Source organism: Pseudomonas sp. GL_091 (assembly GCF_057837725.1).
This window is the reverse complement of the sequence record NZ_CM174451.1, coordinates 1,408,613-1,430,702: the sequence shown is the minus strand read 5'-3', so window position 1 is coordinate 1,430,702 and position 22,090 is coordinate 1,408,613. Positions and strand designations below refer to the sequence as shown.

The window sequence follows — 22,090 nt, the reverse complement described above, 5'->3', positions numbered from 1 at the left end:
GATGACCGCTGTTCAGAACTTGACCTCTGGGGCCTTTTCCGACCCCGGTGTGGCCTCGAAGGTCTCGCGCACCGGCAGGTCGCTGTACATCACGGTGTGCCACAGGCGACCGGGGAACGTGCGGATCTCGGTGTTGTATTTCTGCACCGCGAGGATGAAATCACGCCGGGCCACGCTGATCCGGTTCTCGGTGCCTTCCAGTTGCGACTGCAAGGCGAGGAAGTTCTGGTTGGCCTTCAGGTCCGGATACCGCTCGGACACCACCATCAAACGGCTCAAGGCACCGCTGAGCTGATCCTGGGCCTGTTGGTACTGCTTGAGTTTTTCCGGGTTGTCGAGGGTCGAGGCATCCACCTGGATCGAGGTGGCCTTGGCCCGGGCCTCAATCACCGCCGTCAGGGTCTGTTCTTCATGTTTGGCGTAGCCCTTGACGGTTTCCACCAGGTTGGGAATCAGGTCGGCGCGCCGCTGATACTGGTTCTGCACCTGGCCCCAGGCGGCCTTGGCCTGTTCGTCGAGGGTCGGGATGTTGTTGATGCCGCAAGCGGTCAGCAACGTGGCCAGCACCAGCAGCGTGGCGACCTGCAGGCGCGAACGGTAGATTGGACTTACATTCATCAGGCTGACGCTCCCTTGTACAGTTCATGAAAAAACCGACCGTGAATCCTTCTGGGCCGGCTCTTGGGGCATAATCGCCCGCGCCTCTGGATTGCAACGGGCCGATGGGCTAAAAAGAGGCCCTGCGCGAAAACGCATCCGCCATCTGGCTGTGGTTTTTTGGCTCTGGTCTTTTGAGCCGGCACCCGAACAACAATAGACGCTCCCTAAATTTTGGCTGGCCGGCGTGTGCATCGCCGTTTGGGCCCTTGAGAAAACTATTCATGAAGAAGCTGTGTTTGCTGGGCCTGTTCGTCAGCCTGGCCAGTCATAACGTATTGGCCGCCACGACACCCGCACCCCTGGAGAACAAGGAAGCCTTCGTCAGCAACCTGATGAAGCAAATGACCCTCGATGAAAAAATCGGCCAGCTGCGCCTGATCAGCATCGGCCCGGAAATGCCCCGGGAGCTGATCCGCAAGGAAATCGCGGCAGGTAACATCGGCGGTACGTTCAACTCGATCACCCGCCCGGAAAACCGCCCGATGCAGGACGCGGCCATGCGCAGCCGCCTGAAGATCCCGATGTTCTTCGCCTACGACGTGATCCACGGCCACCGCACCATTTTCCCGATCCCGCTGGCCCTGGCCTCGAGCTGGGACATGGACGCCATCGGCCTGTCCGGGCGCATCGCCGCCAAGGAAGCCGCGGCTGACAGCCTCGACATCACCTTCGCGCCGATGGTCGACATCTCCCGCGACCCGCGCTGGGGCCGCACCTCCGAAGGCTTCGGCGAAGACACCTACCTGGTGTCGCGCATTGCCGGCGTGATGGTCAAGGCGTTCCAGGGCACGGGCGCCAACGCCGCCGACAGCATCATGGCCAGCGTCAAGCACTTCGCCCTGTACGGCGCCGTTGAAGGTGGCCGCGACTACAACGTGGTCGACATGAGCCCGGTCAAGATGTACCAGGACTACCTGCCGCCGTACCGCGCCGCCATCGATGCCGGCGCTGGCGGGGTCATGGTCGCGCTGAACTCGATCAACGGCGTGCCGGCCACCGCCAACACCTGGCTGATGAACGACCTGTTGCGCAAGGAGTGGGGCTTCAAGGGCCTGGCCGTCAGCGACCACGGGGCGATTTTCGAGCTGATCAAGCACGGCGTTGCCGCCGACGGTCGCGAAGCGGCGAAGCTGGCGATCAAGGCCGGCATCCACATGAGCATGAACGACACCCTGTACGGCAAAGAGCTGCCAGGGCTGCTGAAGGCCGGCGAGATCCAGCAGAGCGACATCGACAACGCCGTGCGTGCGGTACTGGGCGCCAAGTACGACATGGGCCTGTTCAAAGACCCGTACCTGCGCATCGGCAAGGCCGAGGATGATCCGGTCGACACCTACGCCGACAGCCGCCTGCACCGCGCCGAGGCCCGTGATGTGGCACGCCGCAGCCAGGTGCTGCTGAAAAACCAGAATGACACCCTGCCACTGAAGAAGACTGCGAAAATCGCCCTGGTCGGTCCGCTGGCCAAGGCGCCAATCGACATGATGGGCAGCTGGGCCGCCGCCGGTAAGCCGGCGCAATCGGTGACCCTGTTCGACGGCATGACCAACGCCTTGGGCGACAAATCGACACTGATCTACGCCCGTGGCGCCAACATCACCAGCGACCCGAAAATCCTCGGTTACCTGAACTTCCTCAACTTCGACGCCCCGGAAGTAGTGGATGATCCGCGCCCGGCGAACGTGCTGATAGACGAAGCGGTGAAAGCAGCCAAGGATGCTGATGTGGTGGTTGCCGCCGTCGGCGAGTCCCGTGGCATGTCCCACGAATCGTCGAGCCGCACCGATCTGAACATCTCGGAAAACCAGCGCGAGCTGATCCGTGCCCTGAAAGCCACAGGTAAACCGCTGGTACTGGTATTGATGAATGGTCGTCCGCTGTCGATTCTCGAAGAGAAAGAGCAGGCCGACGCGATCCTGGAAACCTGGTTCACCGGCACCGAGGGCGGCAACGCCATCGCCGACGTGCTGTTCGGCGACTACAACCCCTCGGGCAAACTGCCGATCAGCATCCCGCGTTCGGTCGGTCAGATTCCGACCTACTACAACCACCTGACCATTGGCCGGCCGTTCACTCCGGGCAAACCGGGCAACTACACCTCGCAGTACTTCGATGACACCACCGGCCCCCTGTACCCGTTCGGTTACGGCCTGAGCTACACCGAGTTCAGCCTGAGCGACATGGCGCTGTCATCGACCACACTGAACAAGACCGGCAAGCTCGACGCCAGTGTCACGGTGAAAAACACCGGCAAGCGTGACGGCGAAACCGTGGTGCAGTTGTACATCCAGGACGTGGCCGGCTCGATGATCCGCCCGATCAAGGAACTGAAGAACTTCCAGAAAGTAATGGTCAAGGCTGGCGAGCAGAAAGTCGTGCACTTCACCATCACCGAGGACGACCTGAAGTTCTACAACACCCAGCTCAAGTACGCGGCGGAACCGGGCAAGTTCAACGTGCAGATCGGTCTGGATTCCCAGGACGTGACGCAGCAGAGTTTTGAGTTGCTCTAAGCCCTGACACACTGCAAAAACCTGTAGGAGCGAGCCTGCTCGCGATGAGGCCATAACATTCAACATCATTGTTGACTGTCAGGCCGCCATCGCGAGCAGGCTCGCTCCTACAGTGGTTTTCAGTGTTCAGCAAATTAGGATCAACCCCTTCGATCCAGCAGATTCACCACCACCCGATCCACCCATCCCCACACCCGCTGCTTGACTCGCCGCCACAACGGCCGACGCTTCCACTCCTCCAGACTGACTTGCTCACTCAACCCGAAGTCCCGTTCGAAACTCGCGGCTACCGCTTGGGTCAATCCGGGATCCAGTGCTTCCAGGTTGGCCTCCAGGTTGAAGCGCAGGTTCCAGTGATCGAAGTTGCACGAGCCGATGCTCACCCAGTCATCGATCAGGACCATTTTCAAGTGCAGGAAACACGGCTGGTATTCGTAAATCGTCACGCCCGCCCTGAGCAGTCGCGGGTAGTAGCGATGGCCGGCATAGCGCACGGATGGGTGATCGGTACGGGGGCCGGTCAGCAGCAACCGCACATCGACGCCCCGGGCAGCCGCCCGGCGCAGGGAGCGGCGGACTTTCCAGGTCGGCAAAAAGTACGGCGTGGCCAGCCAGATCCGTCGTTGACCGCTGTTCAAGGCACGCACCAGCGATTGCAGAATGTCCCGGTGTTGACGGGCGTCGGCATATGCCACCCGGCCCATGCCCTCGCCTATCGACGGCACCCGTGGCAGGCGTGGCAGGCCGAAGTGCGAGGCCGGTCGCCAAGCCCGTCGATGGCGGTTGGCGATCCATTGCCGGTCGAACAGCAACTGCCAGTCGAGCACCAGCGGCCCGGTGATTTCCACCATCACCTCATGCCATTCGCTGACGTCTTCTCCCGGGGTCCAGAACTCGTCGGTGACACCGGTGCCGCCGACGACCGCCATGCTCTGGTCAACCAGCAACAATTTACGGTGATCACGGTAGAAGTTGCCGACCCAGCGCCGCCAGCTCAGGCGATTGTAGAAACGCAGCTCTACCCCGGCGGCCATCAGCCGCTGACGCAAGGCCAGGGTAAAAGCGAGGCTGCCGTAATCATCGAACAGGCAACGCACCCGCACACCGCGATCGGCGGCTTGCACCAGCGCCTGGACCATGGCTTCGGCACAGGCGCCGGCCTCGACCAGATACAACTCCAGCTCAACCTGTTCTTCGGCGCGGGCAATCGCCACCAGCATGCGCGGGAAAAACTGCGGACCGTCGACCAGCAGTTCGAAGTGGTTGCCTTCACGCCAGGGAAAAATCGCTCCGGCCATGTCAGCGCGCCGTAAAAATCAGCACCGCACTCACCGGTACCGACAGACTGATCGCCGACAAATCGGCCATTTTACGCAACGCTTCCAGGCCGGGAGCCAAATCGAAATCTTCGGCGTTGATCACCAGCGGTTCGAGGGTCACCACTTGAAAGCGTCGATCATCGAGACGGGTCGCCAGCAGTTCGGCGTGGTACTCGTGTTGCTTGCCGTGCAGGTCGACCGTCAGCGGCAGACGCAACTCCAGCTGTGCGCCGGGAGCGAGGTCATTGATCGGGCGCAGATCGATTTTCGTGGTGATCAAGGCGTCAGGAAACCGGTCGATCTGGAACAGTTCCTTGCGCATGCGCTCATCGCGCAACGGGATGCCGCTGCTGATCGATTCCAGTTCGACTTCCACTTGCGCCAGCCCCTCGGGATCGACCTTGCCGTGCAACACCAGAAAGCGCTGCACTTCGGAGACATTGGCATTCTTGGTGCTGACGAATGACAGACGCGAGGACTCACCATCCAGGTACCAATCGGCACGGGCCGACAACGCGGTGCCGGCCAGCAGCAGGAAAGTGAGGGTTTGGAAGGTGGAGCGCTTGAACATAGAGACTCGTGGGGCAGATAAACCTGTGCTGAACCTTAACTGGCCTTCAGCACATTGCAAGCCGTCTATTACTCCAAACCTGCCTTTGTGGCGAGGGGGCTTGCTCCCGCTCGGCTGCGAAGCAGTCGCAAAACCTGTCATTGCGGTTTGCCTGATGGAACCTGTTGCATGGTTTTTGGGGGCCGCTTCGCGACCCAACGGGGCGGTGCGGCGGTCCGACAATCCCCCTCGCCACAAAAGCCTTGTCCTCACCCACGAATCTATTCGTGTTCAAGGCTGCAAACGACAGCCCTGGCGCTCGCCGATCCACACGGCGCTGTTGCTGCGGCCCATGCCGCTGACCGTGACACGCTTGCCGGCCGGGTCATCGGTAAAGCCGCTGGCGGGCAGCCACTGCTTCACATAGTGGTGGCAGTACTCGGCGTCGTTACCCATCACATAGCGACACGAGCAATATTCCTTGGCGGTGTAGGCGCTGATGATGTCGGGGAAAGCCCACAGCGCCACCCGTTCGTGCCAGATCCAGCCGAGCAAGGCGATCAGCAGGATCAGCAACAGGGAACTGACCGGTCGACGGCGAAGGAAACCGGTCATGGTTGCACCTTCCCGGCAAAGGCCTTGAGCGCGAGCTGGAGCAATTGGTTGTGCCGGTAACTGCCGTCGCGGTCATCGCCATAGCGCACGATCACCAGCTGTTCACTGGGGATCACATACATCGCCTGCCCCCAATGACCCAGTGCGGCGAAGGTATCGGCGGGGGCATCGGGCCACGGCCGTACCGCGCTCTCAACGGCGCGATTGAGCCACCACTGGCCGCCGGGGACGGCATCGTCTTGATCGGCGTGATAGTGAGCGAACGGTTCGCGGTTGAATGCCACCCAGTCCTTGGGCAGCAGTTGCTTGTCTGCCCAGCGGCCCTCGCGGGCTATCAACAGACCGACCCGGGCCAGATCCCGTGCGGTGAGGTAGGCATAGGACGAAGCGACGAAAGTGCCCGTGGCATCGGTTTCCCAAACGGCATGGCGAATGCCCAGCGGTTCGAACAGCGCAGTCCACGGATAGTCGGGATAGCGGCTGGGGCCGACGATGGTTTTCAATGCGGCGGACAACAGATTGCTGTCACCGCTGGAGTAGCGAAATGCCTGGCCCGGTGCCTCGTACTCGGCATGCGCTGCGGTGAACGCGGCCATGTCGCGGTGACCGCGGGTGTAGAGCATGGCCACCACCGACGACTTCAGCGGTGCGTATTCATAGTCCTCTTGCCAGTCGATGCCCGAGGCCCAGTGCAACAGGTCGGCCATGGTCAGGTTCGGGTGCCTGGCTAGTGGTGGATAAAACTTCTGCACCGGGTCCTGCAACTTGAACAGCCCTTCGCCGTAGGCCACACCGAGGACCGTAGCCATCAGGCTTTTACTGATCGACCAGGTCAAGTGCGGTGTCTCGGCCGTCGTCGGGCCGGCATAGCGTTCGTAGATCAACTGGCCGTCGCGGATCACCAGCAAGGCATCGGTGCGAATGCCCTGGCGAGTGGCGTCATCGCGGGATGGAAAGGCATAGGCCTCCAAGGCTTGAAGCGCCGGGCCGGTCGGCGTCGGGGCGGTCGGCCATTGCTCGGCGGGCCAGTTTTCAGCCTGGGCCGTGAGGCTGAGCAACAGCAGGAAAATCAGGGACAAGCCTTTGGGCATGGCGGGGGCTCGGAGATTGAACCTGCTGAGCCTAGTCGAGGTTGATGACAGTTCAGAAATTTGTGCTGCCAATCAGTCCGTCTTCGCGGGCAAGCCCGCTCCCACAGGGATCTCGCTCACACCAAAGATCCATTGTGGGAGCGGGCTTGCTCGCGAAGGGACCAGTCAATTCAACGAAGATTCCGCCAATGCCTTGGCCAACCTCTTCCCCCGAGCCCCCGCCGCCAACTCCATCACCGCCTGATCCCGCTGCCACATCGTCGCCCACTCTGGAGGCCCTCCAGCCAGCGCCTCATTCACCTCAGCCTTGAGCCCATCGAACTGTGCAAACAACCCGCCAAGCAACACATGCCCGGCCGGATGGGTCGGTGGCTGGCGGCTGGTTTCCGCGCACCCCGCCAACAACCCCAGCAAACGCAGTTGCAAGCCTTGCGGCCAATCGCATTCCTGGCCGACGCCATACAACCATGCCGTCATGGCGCTCAGTACATAGATGTCTTCCAGCGTGCGGAACGGTTTGACGTACGCGTCCCAACCATCCCCCGCGAGCAACTCGCACAGCGCGTTATCCAGAAACAAGCGGCCATGGCTGATGTCCGGCATCAACGGGATCGGCGCCAGTTTTTCCACCCGCACACCCGGTTCATCGCGATAGATCACCGCCAGGCTCAAGCGTGGATCGGCGCCGGGCTCCTCGCTGCGCGCCGCCACCAGCAGCCAGTCGGCGGCATTACCGGCGGTGACGAAATCCTTGCGTCCACTCAGGCGCAAACCGCTCAGTCGGGTTTGCATGTCGGCCGGGCGCAGGCTGCGCTGTTCGGTGGCGCACAGCGCGCCCAGGCTCAGTGGCGCGCTCGGCCAGAGCATGCGCAAGGCCGCCTGATACCCCACCAGAAACGCCAGCCCCGGCGTCGTCATCAACCGCCCGCCAAGCACCGCCAATTCAAACGGCGTGACCGTGCCCAACTGCTGCAACAAGGTCGCGAAACCTTCGGCCAGATCCGGGTTGGCGGGCAAGCGATCACGGCGGTTCAACAGGGTTTGCCAGGGCATAGGAGGCTCCTCGAGGGCTGTCATATAAGCATCACCAAAGCTTAATGGCGATGACACCGGGGCTACATAGCCTGACTTTGCACAACACGGCTAGGGGGCGTTCTCAATTAGTTTCCCTACCGCGCCGGGTCTGCTGTTGTGCAGGGCAAGGCGCGAGAAGCGCAGTTTGGTCATTCCAAATCAGCTTCGAGCAACACAGCCCTGCACAACAGCAGGCCCGGCCCTTCGGGTTGTGCCTTAAAGCTGGCCATGCTGCGTTGCAGGCCTTGGAAAGGGAACAACCATTCCCAGCGGCCTACGCCTTGCCTGGCCAGCTTTAAGGCGACAACGCGGTGGGGAAACTAATTGAGAACGCCCCCTAGACAAAGAAAGTCGATTCGCTGTAGCCCAAAGACGGGTGAGCAGCCCGCACGGAGATTCGTCATGACTCAGATCGCCCGCATCAGCGACACCGGCAACGAACGCCGCCTGCAAGCCGAACGCCTGGTGGGTGCCGAGGCTTTGCAGGAAGCCCAGGCCTTGCGCTTCAACGTGTTCAGTGGCGAATTCAACGCCAGGCTCAAGGGCGCTGAACTGGGTCTGGACATGGATGACTACGACGTTCACTGCGCCCACATCGGCGTGCGTGACTTGAATACCGGGCGTCTGGTGGCGACCACCCGTTTGCTCGACCACACGGCTGCCAGCAGCCTCGGCAAGTTCTACAGCGAAGAAGAGTTCAGCCTCCACGGCCTGGTGCACCTGCAAGGCCCGATCCTGGAAATCGGTCGCACCTGCGTCGACCCGGCCTACCGCAACGGCGGCACCATCGCCGTGCTCTGGGGCGAACTGGCCGAAGTCCTGAACCAGGGCGGCTACAGCTACCTGATGGGTTGCGCGAGCATTCCGATGCAGGATGGCGGCGTGCAGGCCCACGCGATCATGCAGCGTCTGCGCGAACGCTACCTGTGCACCGAACATCTGCGCGCCGAGCCGAAAAACCCGCTGCCGAGCCTGGACATCCCGTCGAACGTGATTGCTGAAATGCCACCGCTGCTCAAGGCCTACATGCGCCTGGGCGCGAAGATCTGCGGCGAGCCATGCTGGGACGAAGACTTCCAGGTCGCCGACGTGTTCATCCTGCTCAAGCGCGACGAGCTCTGCCCGCGCTACGCCAAACACTTCAAGGCGGCTGTGTAATGAGCCGGTTGCGGGTGTACGCGCGAATCGCGCGAGTGCTGGTGGTGGTGACGCTGGGCCTGGGCATGGCCAGTGTATTCGGGGTGTTCGAGCGCCTGGGCCTGGCCCATTCGATGGCGCGTCGTCAGCGCTGGTCGCGGTTTTTCATGGCCCGCCTGAGCAACGCCCTGCCCTTTGACGTGACCGTGCACGGCGAGCTGCCGAAGACACCGATGCTCTGGGTCAGCAACCACGTGTCCTGGACCGACATTCCACTGCTGGGCATGCTCACGCCGCTGTCGTTCCTGTCCAAGGCCGAAGTGCGTACCTGGCCAGTAGCCGGCTGGTTGGCGGCCAAGGCCGGCAGCCTGTTTATCCGCCGTGGCTCGGGTGACAGCCAGTTGATCCGCAAGCAGATGACCCGTCACCTGGAACAAGCACACCCACTGCTGATGTTCCCGGAAGGCACCACTACCGATGGCCGTTCGCTGCGTACTTTCCATGGCCGCCTGCTGTCCGCCGCCATCGATTCCGAAGTGGCAATGCAACCGGTGGCGATTCGTTATGTGCGTGACGGTGAGCCTTGCGCGCTGGCGCCGTTCATTGGCGACGATGACTTGCTGTCGCATCTGATGCGGTTGTTTGCCAATGACCGTGGCGGCGTGGAGATTCATCTGCTCAAGCCAATCGCTTGCGAAGGTCGGGAACGCGCGGCACTGGCTTTCGAAGCGCAGCAGGCGGTGCAGAAGGCGTTGTTTGGTGAAATTGTCGAAGCGCAACGAGCACCAATGCGCCCTGCTATTGCGGCTTGATTCAATCTCTGACTCAACAGTAAACCCTGTGGGAGCGAGCCTGCTCGCTCCCACACTGGCTTTATGCCGTCGGATAGTTCCGGGCAAATGTCTGCAACTGCGGATAGAACAACCTGAAGTCCTCGCTCAACGGTTCATACAACTGCCGCAACTCCTGCATCGCCGCCGCCAGCTCTTCCGGCCGGGTCAGGCGCCGCGAGATCCCGCGCAACACCTGCTCCAGCACTTCGAATTCCTGATACGAACCCAGCCAGTCATTGGCCACCATGTGCGGCGCAATCTTCGCCAGCCGCTCCGGTAGTTGTCGTTCGCTGGACAGCACCCGGTAAACGTCCGAGGTGAACAATGCCAGGGGCCGGTCGGCATACAGCGCCCAGTCCCGGGCCAGGCAATGGTCGAAAAACACGTCGAGCACGATCCCCGCGTAGCGACGACGGGTCAGGGAGAAACGCGATAGCGCGACGTCCACCAGCGGATGGCGATCGGTGAACATGTCGATGCTGCGGTGCAACTGGATAGCCCCCTCGATTTCCGGAGCGAACTGCCCTTGCAGCCGACCCTTGACGAAATCGCCATACAGACTGCCGAGCAATTGGCCGGGGCGCTGGCCACCGAGGTGAAGATGTGCGAGATAGTTCATAGGCGCAGCTTAGCACTGCCCTCTTGTCTTGTTACACTCAACATATCGTTATAACTCGATATACCGAAATGTGAGTTGGTCAGAGCCAAATCATATTTGTATATCGCGAAATACCGATTTAAAGTTCGCCTCATCGCGATATAGCGTTTTAAACATCACGAGCCCACATCATGACCATCAATCTCGACGAAATAATAAAAGCCCTGGCACACCCAGTACGGCGAGAAATCCTGCACTGGCTCAAGGACCCGACCGTCGAATTTCCCGACCAGTCCCACAGTAACGAGCACGGCGTTTGCGCCGGGCAGATCGATCAACGTTGCGGCCTGTCGCAGTCCACGGTGTCCGCACACCTGGCGACCCTGCAACGCGCCGGCCTGATCAGCAGCCGCAAAGTCGGCCAGTGGCATTTTTTCAAACGTAATGAGGAAACCATCCATGAGTTCCTCAAAACCTTCAGTAAAGAGCTCTGACCCTGTGGGGGCGTTCTCAATTGGTTTTCACACAGCGCCGGGAAAACCAATTGAGAACGCCCCCCACGTCAGTCGGCCGACAAGGAATTAAACAATGCCCCTCTCGCTACTCATCCTGGCCTTGAGCGCCTTCGCCATCGGCACCACCGAGTTCGTCATCATGGGCCTGCTGCCCAACGTGGCGGCTGACCTCGGTGTATCGATTCCCGGTGCCGGCTGGCTGGTGACCGGTTACGCCCTGGGCGTGGCCATCGGCGCACCGTTCATGGCGCTGGCCACCGCCAAACTGCCACGCAAGGCAGCCCTGGTAGCGTTGATGGGCATCTTCATTGTCGGCAACCTGCTTTGCGCAGTGGCCGGCGACTACAACGTGCTGATGTTCGCCCGTGTGGTCACCGCCCTGTGCCATGGCGCCTTCTTCGGTATCGGTTCAGTGGTAGCCGCCGGCCTGGTGCCTGCGAACAAACGCGCTTCGGCCGTGGCCCTGATGTTCACCGGCCTGACCCTGGCCAACGTCCTCGGCGTACCGCTGGGCACCGCCCTCGGTCAGGAAGCCGGCTGGCGTTCGACCTTCTGGGCTGTGACCGTGATCGGAGTGATCGCACTGATCGGTTTGATCCGCTTCCTGCCGGCCAAGCGTGATGAAGAAAAACTCGACATGCGCGCCGAACTGGCCGCACTCAAGGGCGGCGGTATCTGGCTGTCCTTGAGCATGACCGCGCTGTTCGCCGCCTCGGTGTTCACCCTGTTCACCTACGTCGCACCGCTGCTCGGCGAAGTCACCGGCGTCTCGCCCCGTGGCGTGACCTGGACCCTGATGCTCATCGGCCTGGGCCTGACGGTCGGCAACATCATCGGCGGCAAGCTGGCCGACAAAGGCATGGCCGCGACGCTGATCGGCGTGTTCATCACCATGGCCGTGGTGTCCACCGTGCTGACCTGGACCAGCGTCGCGCTGATCCCGACCGAAATCACCCTGTTCCTCTGGGCCACCGCGTGCTTCGCCGCCGTACCGGCGCTGCAAGTGAACGTGGTGACCTTCGGCAAGGCCGCACCGAACCTGGTGTCGACCCTGAACATCGGCGCTTTCAACATCGGCAACGCCTTGGGTGCCTGGGTCGGCGGCAGCGTGATCGCCCACGGCTTCGGCCTGACCAGCGTGCCGCTCGCGGCAGCCGTACTGGCGGTACTCGCCCTGCTGGTGACCCTGATTACCTTCCGTCAGAGCGGCAATCCCGATCTGGCCCCAGCTACTTCTAACTGATCTCCAAAAGAGAGCCACTAAATGACGACTATTTTCGATCCGATCAAACTGGGCGACCTCGAGTTGGCCAACCGCATCATCATGGCGCCGCTGACCCGCTGCCGCGCCGACGAAGGCCGTGTGCCCAACGCGCTGATGGCCGAGTATTACGTGCAACGTGCCTCCGCCGGCCTGATCCTCAGCGAAGCCACTTCGGTGACGCCAATGGGCGTCGGCTACCCGGACACCCCGGGCATCTGGTCCAACGATCAGGTGCGTGGCTGGTCCAACGTGACCAAGGCGATCCACGGCGCGGGCGGCAAGATTTTCCTGCAACTGTGGCACGTGGGGCGCATTTCCCACGGTTTGTATCTGAACGATGAAGCCCCGGTCGCCCCAAGCGCCATCCAGCCCAAGGGCCACGTCAGCCTGGTGCGTCCGCTGGCCGACTTCCCTGTGCCGCGCGCCCTGGAAACCGCTGAAATCGCCGACATCGTCGACGCTTACCGCGTCGGTGCCGAGAACGCCAAGGCCGCCGGCTTCGACGGTGTGGAAATCCATGCCGCCAACGGTTACCTGCTCGACCAGTTCCTGCAAAGCAGCACCAACCAGCGCACCGACAACTACGGCGGCTCCCTGGAAAACCGTGCCCGCCTGCTGCTGGAAGTGACCGATGCCGCCATCGAAATCTGGGGCGCCGGCCGTGTGGGCGTGCACCTGTCGCCACGCGCCGACTTGCATGACATGGGCGACGACAACCTGGCCGAAACCTTCACCTACGTCGCTCGCGAACTGGGCAAACGTGACATTGCCTTCATCTGCTCGCGCGAGAAAGAAGGTGCCGACAGCCTCGGCCCACAACTCAAGGAAGCCTTCGGCGGCCCTTACATAGCCAACGAGCGTTTCACCAAGGACAGCGCCAACGCGTTGCTCGCCAGTGGCAAGGCCGATGCAGTCGCCTTCGGCGTACCCTTCATTGCCAACCCTGACCTGCCGGCACGTTTGCAGGCTGACGCGCAGCTGAACGAAGCGCGCCCGGAACTGTTCTACGCCAAGGGCCCGGTCGGTTACATCGACTACCCGACACTGTAATCAGCAACTGTTGAAACGCAAAAGCCCTGACTCGAAAGAGCTGGGGCTTTTTTATTAAACTCCGACCAAAATAACGAAACACCGAGCAACTAAAACAAACTTCACAGCCACCAAAAACAAAACTAACGTCACCACACCAAAGCAAAACAGCAGCACCTACTCAGCCTTGACCACACAACAACCTCAAACATTAAAATCGCACACACAACGTAAAAAACAACTCAAGGACGACCAACCATGAAACACGGACAGCTTTCAGCAATATTTTTTGTGATCAGCGCTTTATCTACGAATGCCGTAGCCGCAAAACCCGACGATACCTTCATTACTTACAAAGTCATTAACAAAAGCAACGGCATCATTGAAAGCTACATCCCGGACATGATGCAGGATGGCGTAAAAATGCCAGCAGAGGTTCGAATCCAGCCAAAATCGAGCGTAACTTTCAACTCCACCCACAACTTTAAAATACCGTCGATGCGCAACGGCGAGTCTGTCAGCGCTGACAATGGACTTCTATTTCGAGATGGCGAAAAGTCCTGTTATTTCACAACCTCTATCACAGCAACGAAATCTGGAAATGTAATCAACCACGGTTTATCCCATCAAGCCAACTCAACAGGAAAACAACTAACTGGTTGCGAATTTGAGGTTACAGAAGAACAGAAAAAACCGCCTTATAGCTACACTATTGAACTAACCATGTATTAATTCATATTATAAATAAGAATCTGATCGCCCCACCCAATCACATGCTAGTCCTGAGAGTAGAAACTGGCCGAGTGCCATTTCAAATATACTCACACTGCCATAATCAAAGCGGTAAAAAAGCTCATGACCTTAGGGGCAACCAAACGCAACTCATTGCGATCGGTTACCCCTTTTCATAATTATGAAGGTGACGCGAACAGTTTGTCGTATCTAGCGCAAAAAGCGGAAGGTGGCCATAACCGTCACTCTGTTGAACACCCTCCCCTCACAGACATTCACAACCGCGACACAAATTCCCTACAAAATACTGAGCTTGCTACCTGTTATCCCGACAAAGGTACGTATATAAAAGCACCCCATTACGGCACATCGAGTGACAAAAAGGCCCTCGATTGACACACAGACTCAAATTACGAATTTTGTTTCATTTGCGCAGGCTGGGGCTCAAGCGCAGCATGTCCAGCCCCGTATCGACCCAACGCTCGGCTTCGGTGTGCAACTCAAAACTGTCGGGGGCCAACAGCCACTGGTACAGGATGCCGTCAATATAAGCATGCAAGCTGATGGCGGCGCGGGCGGCGTCGAGGTTTTCCGGCAACTGGCCGCGATTCACTGCATTACTCAGGGCCAGGCCGATCCGCACATTGCATTCGAGGCTGGCAGATATCCGTTGTTGGCGCAGGTCGCACATTTCATCGGTGAATTCGCACTTATGAAAAAGAATCTCGTTAATGCGTCGGGTTTTCGGGTCCAGCGCAATTTGATGAAACAAATGAATCAACAGCTTGCGCATGCAGCCCAGGGGATCGAGTTCGTCTTCGCTCTCGCTGGCCTTGGCCATTTCTTCCAGCGGCTCATGCAGGGTGTCGAGCATGGCCTGCACCAGATCCGCCTTGTTGCTGAAATGCCAGTAAATGGCCCCTCGAGTGACGCCGGCCAGGGTCGCGATGTCCGCCAGGGTCGTGCGCGCCACGCCTCGCTCGAAAAAGGCCTTTTCGGCCGCCACGAGAATTTGCGCGCGGGTTTCCTGAGCTTCCTCTTTGGTACGACGGACCATGGCAGTACAACCTCAATCAGGGTGCTTCAGCGATGCCTGAACATCAGCTGAATAAAAGTGGGGCGAACGTTCTGGGGGTGCGTCCCCGGCCTACAATTCCAACCTTTCAACGGCTTGTGTAACGGCCCGTGTAGCGACATTGATACGCAGCCTGGGTATTTACAAACAGCCATGTACGTAAGTATATTCCTTAGCAAGCTACTTATCCACTCGGCAAACACTTTTCAACCTTCCACCTTTCTAGTGCGCTCCTTGCGCGCCTGACCCGAGGATTTTCATGCAATTCAAGCCAGCTGTTACCGCTCTGGTCGCCGCCGTCGCCCTGGCATCGCTACTCAGCGGATGCAAAAAGGAAGAGGCAGCACCGGCCGCCCCACCGCCTCAGGTCGGCGTCGTGACTCTGCAACCGCAAGCTTTCACCCTGACATCCGATCTGCCCGGCCGTACCAGTGCGTTCCGCATTGCCGAAGTCCGTCCTCAGGTCAACGGCATCATTCTCAAGCGCCAGTTCAAGGAGGGCAGTGACGTCAAGGCCGGCCAGCAGCTCTATCAAATCGACCCGTCGATCTATGAAGCAACGCTCGCCAGCGCCGAAGCCAACCTGCGTTCAACCAAGTCGATTTCCGACCGCTACAAGCAACTGGTCGACGAACAAGCCGTTAGCCGTCAGGAATACGACACCGCCGTGGCCAACCGCCTGCAATCGGAAGCCGCGCTTCAAACCGCACAGATCAACGTGCGCTACACCAAGGTCTATGCCCCGCTGACCGGCCGCATCGGCCGCTCCTCGGTGACCGAAGGCGCACTGGTCAGCAATGCCCAGGTCGACGCGATGGCGGTGATTCAGCAAATCGACCCGATCTACGTCGACGTGACGCAGTCCTCGGTCGAGCTGTTGCAACTGCGCCGTGAGCTGGAAAGCGGTCGCCTGCAAAAGGCTGGCGACAACACAGCCTCGGTCAAGCTGACCCTTGAAGACGGCAGCGAGTACAAGCTGGACGGCAAGCTGGAGTTCTCCGAAATCTCGGTTGACCAGACCACCGGTTCCGTCACCCTGCGCGCCATTTTCCCGAACCCTGAGCACACCCTTCTGCCTGGCATGTTCGTGCATGCCAAGTTGCTGGCCGGTGTGAACAGCGCGGCGATCCTGGCCCCGCAGCAAGGCGTGACCCGCGACCTCAAGGGTACGCCAACCGCACTGGTTGTCGGCCCGGACAACAAGGTCGAACTGCGTCAACTCAAGGCCAACCGCACCGTCGGCAATCAATGGCTGATTGAAGACGGCCTGAAGGCCGGCGATCGCCTGATCACCGAAGGTCTGCAATTCGTCAAACCCGGCATCGAAGTCAAGGCAAGTGAAGCGACCAACGTAGCCGCAATGAACCCGGCCCCCGCCCAGGCAGCTGATAAAGCCTCTGGCGGCAAAGGGGAGTAAACCATGTCGAAATTTTTTATCGACCGTCCGATTTTCGCCTGGGTAATTGCCCTGGTGATCATGTTGGTCGGGGCACTATCGATCCTCAGATTGCCGATCAACCAGTACCCGAGCATTGCACCTCCAGCGATCGCCATCTCTGTGGCCTACCCGGGTGCTTCGGCACAAACGGTTCAGGACACCGTGGTTCAGGTGATCGAGCAACAGCTCAACGGTATCGACAACCTGCGTTATGTCTCGTCGGAAAGTAACTCCGACGGCACCATGACCATTACCGCGACCTTCGAGCAAGGCACCAACTCCGACACCGCGCAGGTTCAGGTCCAGAACAAGCTGAACCTGGCCACCCCGCTGCTGCCGCAAGAAGTGCAACAGCAAGGTATCCGCGTCACCAAGGCCGTGAAGAACTTCCTGTTGGTGATCGGCGTGGTGTCGCGTGACGGCAGCATGACCAAGGACGATCTGTCCAACTACATCGTGTCGAACATGCAGGACCCGATCTCGCGAACCGCCGGTGTCGGCGACTTCCAGGTGTTCGGTTCCCAGTACGCCATGCGTATCTGGCTCGACCCGGCCAAGTTGAACAACTACAACCTGACCCCGGTCGACGTCAAGACCGCCATCGCTGCGCAAAACGTCCAGGTGTCGTCCGGCCAGCTCGGAGGCCTGCCTGCCCTGCCCGGCACCCAGCTGAACGCGACCATCATCGGCAAGACCCGCCTGCAGACCGCGGAGCAATTCGACAAGATCCTGCTCAAGGTCAACAAGGACGGTTCCCAGGTTCGCTTGAAAGATGTCGCCGAAGTCGGTCTGGGTGGCGAGAACTACAGCATCAATGCCCAGTTCAACGGCGCGCCGGCTTCCGGTCTGGCGGTGAAACTGGCCACCGGTGCCAACGCTCTCGATACCGCCAAGGCCCTGCGCACGACCATCGACAGCCTCAAACCGTTCTTCCCGCAAGGGATGGAAGTGGTGTTCCCGTACGACACCACTCCGGTAGTAACGGAATCGATCAGGGGCGTGGTTCACACCCTGGTCGAAGCGGTCGCGCTGGTGTTCCTGGTGATGTTCCTGTTCCTGCAGAACTTCCGCGCCACCATCATCACCACGATGACCGTGCCGGTGGTATTGCTCGGTACATTCGGCATCCTCGCGGCCGCCGGTTTCAGCATCAACACCCTGACCATGTTCGGCATGGTGCTGGCCATCGGCTTGCTGGTGGACGACGCCATCGTCGTGGTGGAAAACGTCGAACGGGTGATGAGCGAAGAAGGCCTGTCACCCAAGGAAGCCACCAAGAAATCCATGGGCCAGATCCAGGGCGCACTGGTCGGTATCGCCCTGGTGTTGTCGGCGGTGCTGCTGCCCATGGCGTTCTTCAGCGGTTCCACCGGTGTGATCTACAAGCAGTTCTCGATCACCATCGTCTCGGCCATGGCCCTGTCGGTACTGGTTGCACTGATCTTCACCCCGGCGCTCTGCGCCACCATGCTCAAGCCGATTCCGAAAGGCGAGCACGGCACCCCGAAACGCGGTTTCTTTGGCTGGTTCAACCGCAATTTCGACCGCGGCGTTCGCAGCTACGAACGCGGTGTCGGCAATATCCTGCAGCGCAAGATCCCGTATCTGCTGGCGTACCTGCTGATCGTGGTTGGCATGATCTGGCTGTTCGCCCGCATTCCAACGGCGTTCCTGCCTGAAGAAGACCAGGGTGTACTGTTCGCCCAGGTGCAAACCCCGGCCGGTTCGACGTCCCAGCGCACCCAAGTGGTCGTGGACGAGATGCGTGAATTCCTGCTGCGCCCTGGCAAGGATGGCGGCGAAGGTGATGCGGTGAACTCGGTGTTTACCGTGACCGGCTTCAACTTCGCCGGCCGTGGCCAGAGTTCGGGTATGGCGTTCATCATGCTGCGCCCGTGGGATGAACGTAACGCCGACAACAACGTGTTCAAGGTGGCGGCCCGTGCCCAGCAGCACTTCTTCACCTTCCGCGATGCCATGGTGTTCGCCTTCGCGCCACCGGCGGTACTGGAACTGGGTAACGCCACCGGTTTCGACGTGTTCCTGCAGGACCGCGCCGGTATCGGCCACGAAAAACTGATGCAAGCGCGCAACCAGTTCCTCGGCATGGCCGCGCAAAGCAAGATTCTGACTCAGGTGCGTCCGAACGGCCTGAACGACGAACCGCAATACCAGCTGGAAATCGATGACGAGAAGGCCAGTGCCCTGGGCATTACCATCGCCGACATCAACAACACCCTGTCGATTGCCCTGGGCAGTAGCTACGTCAACGATTTCATCGACCGTGGTCGGGTGAAGAAGGTTTACGTGCAAGGCCAGCCAGGCGCTCGAATGGGCCCTGAAGACCTGCAGAAGTGGTACGTGCGCAACAGCACCGGCACCATGGTTCCGTTCTCGGCGTTCGCCAAGGGCGAGTGGATTTACGGTTCGCCGAAACTGGCCCGTTACAACGGCGTGGAAGCGATGGAAATCCTCGGTGCCCCGGCGCCAGGCTATTCCACCGGTGAAGCCATGCTCGAAGTCGAAGCCATCGCCAAGAAACTGCCGGCGGGTGTCGGTATTTCCTGGACCGGCCTGTCGTACGAAGAACGTCTGTCCGGGTCGCAAGCACCGGCGCTGTACGCCCTGTCGCTGCTGATGGTGTTCCTGTGTCTGGCGGCGTTGTATGAAAGCTGGTCGATTCCGATCGCGGTGATGTTGGTGGTGCCGCTGGGGATCATCGGTGCACTGATGGCCACCAGCCTGCGCGGTTTGTCCAACGACGTGTACTTCCAGGTAGGTTTGTTGACGACTATCGGTCTGGCCGCGAAAAACGCCATTCTGATTGTCGAATTTGCCAAGGAACTGCACGAACAAGGGCGTAGCCTGCGCGATGCGGCGATTGAAGCCTGCCGCATGCGTCTGCGACCGATCATCATGACCTCGCTCGCCTTCGTCCTCGGTGTGGTACCACTGGCGATATCCACGGGCGCAGGTTCCGGTAGCCAGCATGCCATCGGTACCGGTGTGATCGGCGGTATGATCACAGCGACTGTGCTGGCGATCTTCTGGGTCCCGCTGTTCTTCGTCACCGTGTCGTCCATAGGCCAGCGCAAAATCGCCGACCAGGATGACGCTACTGAAACTCCTAAAGAGGCTGGCTAATGAGCAAGTCGCTACTCTCCCTGGCAGTCGCCGCCTTCGTGCTCGGTGGCTGCTCGCTGATACCTGATTATCAGCAGCCCGAAGCGCCGGTGGCGGGCCAGTACCCGCAGGGCCTGGCGTACTCGCCGGCCCAGGCACCGGCGCAAGCGGCTGCCGAGCAGGGCTGGAAGCAGTTTTTCCATGACCCTGCGCTGCAACAGCTGATCCAGGTGGCCCTGGAAAACAACCGTGACCTGCGTGTCGCGGCCCTGAACATCGACGCGTTTGCGGCTCAATACCGCATCTCCCGTGCCGATCTGTTCCCGGCCGTCTCGGCCAACGGCACCGGCAGCCGTCAGCGCGTTCCGACTGACGCTTCGCAGACCGGTCAAGCCGGCATCACCAGTTCCTACTCGGCAACTGTTGGCGTCAGCGCCTATGAACTCGACCTGTTCGGTCGGGTTCGCAGCCTGAACGAAGAAGCGTTGCAGAAGTACTTCGCCACCGAAGAAGGCCGCCGCAGCACGCAGATCAGCCTGGTGGCCAGTGTGGCCAATGCCTACCTGACCTGGCAGGCCGACAAGGAACTGTACAAGCTGACCCAGGACACCCTGGCCGCCTTCGAGGAGAGCTACAAGCTCACCGCCCGCAGCAACGAAGTCGGCGTCGCTTCGGCCCTGGACCTGGCGCAGTCGCGCACTTCGGTGGAAAACGCCCGTGCGCAACTGGCCAAGTACACCCGTCAGGTCGCCCAGGACGAGAACATCCTGGTGCTGCTGCTCGGCACCGGCGTCCCGGCCAACCTGCAAGCGGCCAAACCGCTTGACGACGACCTGCTGAGCGACGTTCCGCCCGGCCTGCCGTCGGACCTGCTGCATCGTCGTCCGGACATCCTTCAGGCCGAGTACAACCTCAAGGCCGCCAACGCCAACATCGGCGCGGCGCGGGCTGCGTTCTTCCCGAGCATCAGCCTCACGGCCAATGCGGGGACCTTGAGCCCGGACCTGTCCGGTCTGTTCAAGGGTGGTTCGGGCACGTGGCTGTTCCAGCCGCAGATCAACCTGCCGATCTTCAACGCCGGCGCCCTGAGCGCCAGCCTGGATTACTCGAAAATCCAGAAAGACATCGGCGTGGCGAACTACGAGAAGTCCATTCAAACGGCCTTCCAGGAAGTCGCCGACGGCCTGGCCGCGCGCCAGACCTACGTCCAGCAGTTGCAGGCACAGAAAGATTTCGTCAGTGCCAACCAGGACTACTACCGCCTGGCCGAGCGTCGTTACCGCATCGGGGTCGACAGCAACCTGACCTTCCTCGATGCCCAGCGTCAGCTGTTCAGTGCACAACAGGTGCTGATCACCGACCGTCTGGCGCAGCTGGTCAGCCAGGTCAACCTGTACAAGGCCCTGGGTGGTGGCTGGAACGAACAGACGGCGAAGAACGAGCCGTTGAAAGAAGAAGCGCCGAAGCTGAAGATGTTCTGATCGGCATGCGCTCGCAAGGATGATTGACTGATCCTTGAGGCTCACGAAAATCCGGAATCCCACAAAGGATTCCGGATTTTTTATGCCTGCCCCAAAGGCATCGCGTACACACCTGACGTCAAATCCGAGCCAGCGCCTGGGCGCGGCCGACCAAGGCCAGACCCAGACCGGTGTTGCCAGCACAGTGACCTCGACGATGGTACCGCCGGGATGCAGGCGACCGTCGCGTTCGGCGGTGTCGATCATCGCCAGGCCGATACCGCATCACGCACTTATCACGCCTGGCCACGCGCCTCCAAACGCTTTGATTTCGGCACTCTCAATCGAAAATTCGGACATGAGAAAACCACATTCCGCGGCTTCTCCTCGCTGTTATCAATATAATTAAAACTAAAATGCCCCTCAATGACATCCCACTCACCTTGCTCGGTAATGAACATAACAGTAAGCGAACCACGCAATTCCGACTGAGGATAGCCTGTACTGCCGTGCCTCAAGAACTCTGCTTGCACCTCATTGGCGCCCCATCCTATTTGATGAGAGCCAACCTTTAATTCATCCCCCCAAAAAACCAACTCCGTATATGGACCTACCTTCTTGGCGAGCAAAAAGAAATAATGAGGTTCACTTTGCCAATAAAAATATAGTTCCTCGCGCTCACCATCTCCGCGGAACTCAATATCGATATTGTCCCCATCGTCAATTTTAAGGTTCCCGTTTATCACCCCCCGTACAGCGGGGATATTCAGCACGGGAATTTTTCCGCCTTCAACAACAACCTGCCCATTATTTTCTTTAACAACTATCTTTTTCTTTAAGGCTTCCATAGGGGCCACCATTATCTCAAGCGATCATCAACAACCAAACAACACATTAAACCTATGCCACAGCCTTCCCCCTTACAACTATCAGATCTACTAGGTTGACATACGCCAAAGCCAGAACATTCTGTTTAATCCCTTGCACGCCCTTATTAGCCAAAGCGAAAGCACACCTGCGCGAACGCTTATACTTTCGTTCGATAATCGCCCAAAACCCGCTTT

Annotated in this window: 19 protein-coding genes and 1 pseudogene; 10 read left to right on the top strand and 10 right to left on the bottom strand. The window is 59.9% G+C overall.

Going from position 1 to position 22,090, the window contains the following annotated elements; genetic code table 11:
• Positions 1 to 12: 12 nt before the first annotated feature.
• The gene (locus AC3ITY_RS06440) at positions 13 to 618 is read right to left on the bottom strand and encodes a LemA family protein (RefSeq protein ID WP_489308158.1); all 606 of its coding nucleotides are present in this window, start codon (positions 616 to 618) and stop codon (positions 13 to 15) included.
• A 263-nt stretch (positions 619 to 881) separates the two neighbouring features.
• Here AC3ITY_RS06440 and bglX point away from each other — a divergent pair, with 263 nt between their 5' ends.
• Positions 882 to 3,173, top strand: coding sequence for a beta-glucosidase BglX (bglX, locus tag AC3ITY_RS06435; RefSeq protein WP_489308157.1), 2,292 nt, complete (start codon positions 882 to 884; stop codon positions 3,171 to 3,173).
• A 140-nt stretch (positions 3,174 to 3,313) separates the two neighbouring features.
• Here the strand turns inward: bglX and AC3ITY_RS06430 are convergent, their stop codons facing one another.
• The 5 genes from AC3ITY_RS06430 to AC3ITY_RS06410 all read right to left on the bottom strand — a co-directional run bounded on the left by AC3ITY_RS06430 (position 3,314) and on the right by AC3ITY_RS06410 (position 7,801).
• Positions 3,314 to 4,471 carry a phospholipase D-like domain-containing protein gene (locus tag AC3ITY_RS06430; protein ID WP_489308156.1) on the bottom strand — a complete coding sequence of 386 codons (1,158 nt, stop codon included), beginning with the start codon at positions 4,469 to 4,471 and terminating at the stop codon, positions 3,314 to 3,316.
• 1 nt (position 4,472) lies between these two features.
• Positions 4,473 to 5,063: a YceI family protein gene (locus AC3ITY_RS06425; protein WP_489308155.1), complete on the bottom strand. Its 591-nt coding sequence runs from the start codon at positions 5,061 to 5,063 to the stop codon at positions 4,473 to 4,475.
• Between the two features lie 270 nt (positions 5,064 to 5,333).
• A complete protein-coding gene (locus AC3ITY_RS06420) occupies positions 5,334 to 5,657 on the bottom strand; it encodes an amidase (RefSeq protein WP_489308154.1) in 324 nt (107 codons plus the stop codon).
• A complete protein-coding gene (locus AC3ITY_RS06415) occupies positions 5,654 to 6,748 on the bottom strand; it encodes a serine hydrolase domain-containing protein (RefSeq protein WP_489308153.1) in 1,095 nt (364 codons plus the stop codon). The genes AC3ITY_RS06420 and AC3ITY_RS06415 overlap by 4 nt, the downstream gene beginning before the upstream one ends.
• 165 nt (positions 6,749 to 6,913) lie before the next feature.
• Complete coding sequence (locus tag AC3ITY_RS06410) at positions 6,914 to 7,801, bottom strand: acyl-CoA dehydrogenase family protein (RefSeq protein WP_489308152.1); 888 nt, start codon at positions 7,799 to 7,801, stop codon at positions 6,914 to 6,916.
• 423 nt (positions 7,802 to 8,224) lie between these two features.
• Between AC3ITY_RS06410 and olsB the strand changes: the two genes are divergently transcribed.
• On the top strand, positions 8,225 to 8,980 hold the full coding sequence (gene olsB, locus AC3ITY_RS06405; RefSeq protein WP_057400777.1) for an L-ornithine N(alpha)-acyltransferase: 756 nt from the start codon (positions 8,225 to 8,227) through the stop codon (positions 8,978 to 8,980).
• Positions 8,980 to 9,771: a lysophospholipid acyltransferase family protein gene (locus AC3ITY_RS06400; RefSeq protein ID WP_489308151.1), complete on the top strand. Its 792-nt coding sequence runs from the start codon at positions 8,980 to 8,982 to the stop codon at positions 9,769 to 9,771. The genes olsB and AC3ITY_RS06400 overlap by 1 nt, the downstream gene beginning before the upstream one ends.
• Before the next feature lie 61 nt (positions 9,772 to 9,832).
• On the opposite strand, the gene AC3ITY_RS06395 is transcribed toward AC3ITY_RS06400, so the two are convergent.
• Positions 9,833 to 10,411 carry an acyl carrier protein phosphodiesterase gene (locus AC3ITY_RS06395; protein ID WP_489308150.1) on the bottom strand — a complete coding sequence of 193 codons (579 nt, stop codon included), beginning with the start codon at positions 10,409 to 10,411 and terminating at the stop codon, positions 9,833 to 9,835.
• Positions 10,412 to 10,581: 170 nt separating this feature from the next.
• Between AC3ITY_RS06395 and AC3ITY_RS06390 the strand changes: the two genes are divergently transcribed.
• The 4 genes from AC3ITY_RS06390 (at position 10,582) to AC3ITY_RS06375 (ending at position 13,930) form a co-directional block, all read left to right on the top strand.
• Complete coding sequence (locus AC3ITY_RS06390) at positions 10,582 to 10,884, top strand: ArsR/SmtB family transcription factor (RefSeq protein ID WP_489308149.1); 303 nt, start codon at positions 10,582 to 10,584, stop codon at positions 10,882 to 10,884.
• A 94-nt stretch (positions 10,885 to 10,978) separates the two neighbouring features.
• Positions 10,979 to 12,148: an MFS transporter gene (locus AC3ITY_RS06385; RefSeq protein ID WP_223459332.1), complete on the top strand. Its 1,170-nt coding sequence runs from the start codon at positions 10,979 to 10,981 to the stop codon at positions 12,146 to 12,148.
• 21 nt (positions 12,149 to 12,169) lie between these two features.
• Positions 12,170 to 13,219 (top strand): alkene reductase, encoded by a 1,050-nt coding sequence (locus tag AC3ITY_RS06380; protein WP_489308148.1) that lies wholly within the window; start codon positions 12,170 to 12,172, stop codon positions 13,217 to 13,219.
• A 237-nt stretch (positions 13,220 to 13,456) separates the two neighbouring features.
• Positions 13,457 to 13,930 carry a hypothetical protein gene (locus AC3ITY_RS06375; RefSeq protein ID WP_489308147.1) on the top strand — a complete coding sequence of 158 codons (474 nt, stop codon included), beginning with the start codon at positions 13,457 to 13,459 and terminating at the stop codon, positions 13,928 to 13,930.
• A 424-nt stretch (positions 13,931 to 14,354) separates the two neighbouring features.
• Here the strand turns inward: AC3ITY_RS06375 and emhR are convergent, their stop codons facing one another.
• Complete coding sequence (gene emhR, locus AC3ITY_RS06370; RefSeq protein ID WP_489308146.1) at positions 14,355 to 14,987, bottom strand: efflux system transcriptional repressor EmhR; 633 nt, start codon at positions 14,985 to 14,987, stop codon at positions 14,355 to 14,357.
• 277 nt (positions 14,988 to 15,264) lie between these two features.
• On the opposite strand from emhR, the gene emhA reads away from it, so the two are divergent.
• The 3 genes from emhA to emhC are packed head-to-tail and all read left to right on the top strand — an operon-like array spanning position 15,265 to position 21,047.
• Positions 15,265 to 16,422 (top strand): efflux RND transporter periplasmic adaptor subunit EmhA, encoded by a 1,158-nt coding sequence (gene emhA, locus AC3ITY_RS06365; RefSeq protein ID WP_489308145.1) that lies wholly within the window; start codon positions 15,265 to 15,267, stop codon positions 16,420 to 16,422.
• A gap of 3 nt (positions 16,423 to 16,425) precedes the next feature.
• Positions 16,426 to 19,587 carry an efflux RND transporter permease subunit EmhB gene (gene emhB, locus AC3ITY_RS06360; protein ID WP_489308144.1) on the top strand — a complete coding sequence of 1,054 codons (3,162 nt, stop codon included), beginning with the start codon at positions 16,426 to 16,428 and terminating at the stop codon, positions 19,585 to 19,587.
• Positions 19,587 to 21,047 (top strand): efflux RND transporter outer membrane subunit EmhC, encoded by a 1,461-nt coding sequence (gene emhC / locus AC3ITY_RS06355; protein WP_223459342.1) that lies wholly within the window; start codon positions 19,587 to 19,589, stop codon positions 21,045 to 21,047. Before emhB ends, emhC begins: the two co-directional genes overlap by 1 nt.
• Before the next feature lie 136 nt (positions 21,048 to 21,183).
• Here the strand turns inward: emhC and AC3ITY_RS06350 are convergent.
• Together AC3ITY_RS06350 and AC3ITY_RS06345 are read right to left on the bottom strand one after the other, a co-directional pair.
• A pseudogene (locus AC3ITY_RS06350) lies at positions 21,184 to 21,305 on the bottom strand (hypothetical protein); the annotation flags it as partial.
• Positions 21,306 to 21,322: 17 nt separating this feature from the next.
• Positions 21,323 to 21,874 carry a hypothetical protein gene (locus tag AC3ITY_RS06345; protein ID WP_489308143.1) on the bottom strand — a complete coding sequence of 184 codons (552 nt, stop codon included), beginning with the start codon at positions 21,872 to 21,874 and terminating at the stop codon, positions 21,323 to 21,325.
• Positions 21,875 to 22,090 lie beyond the last annotated feature (216 nt).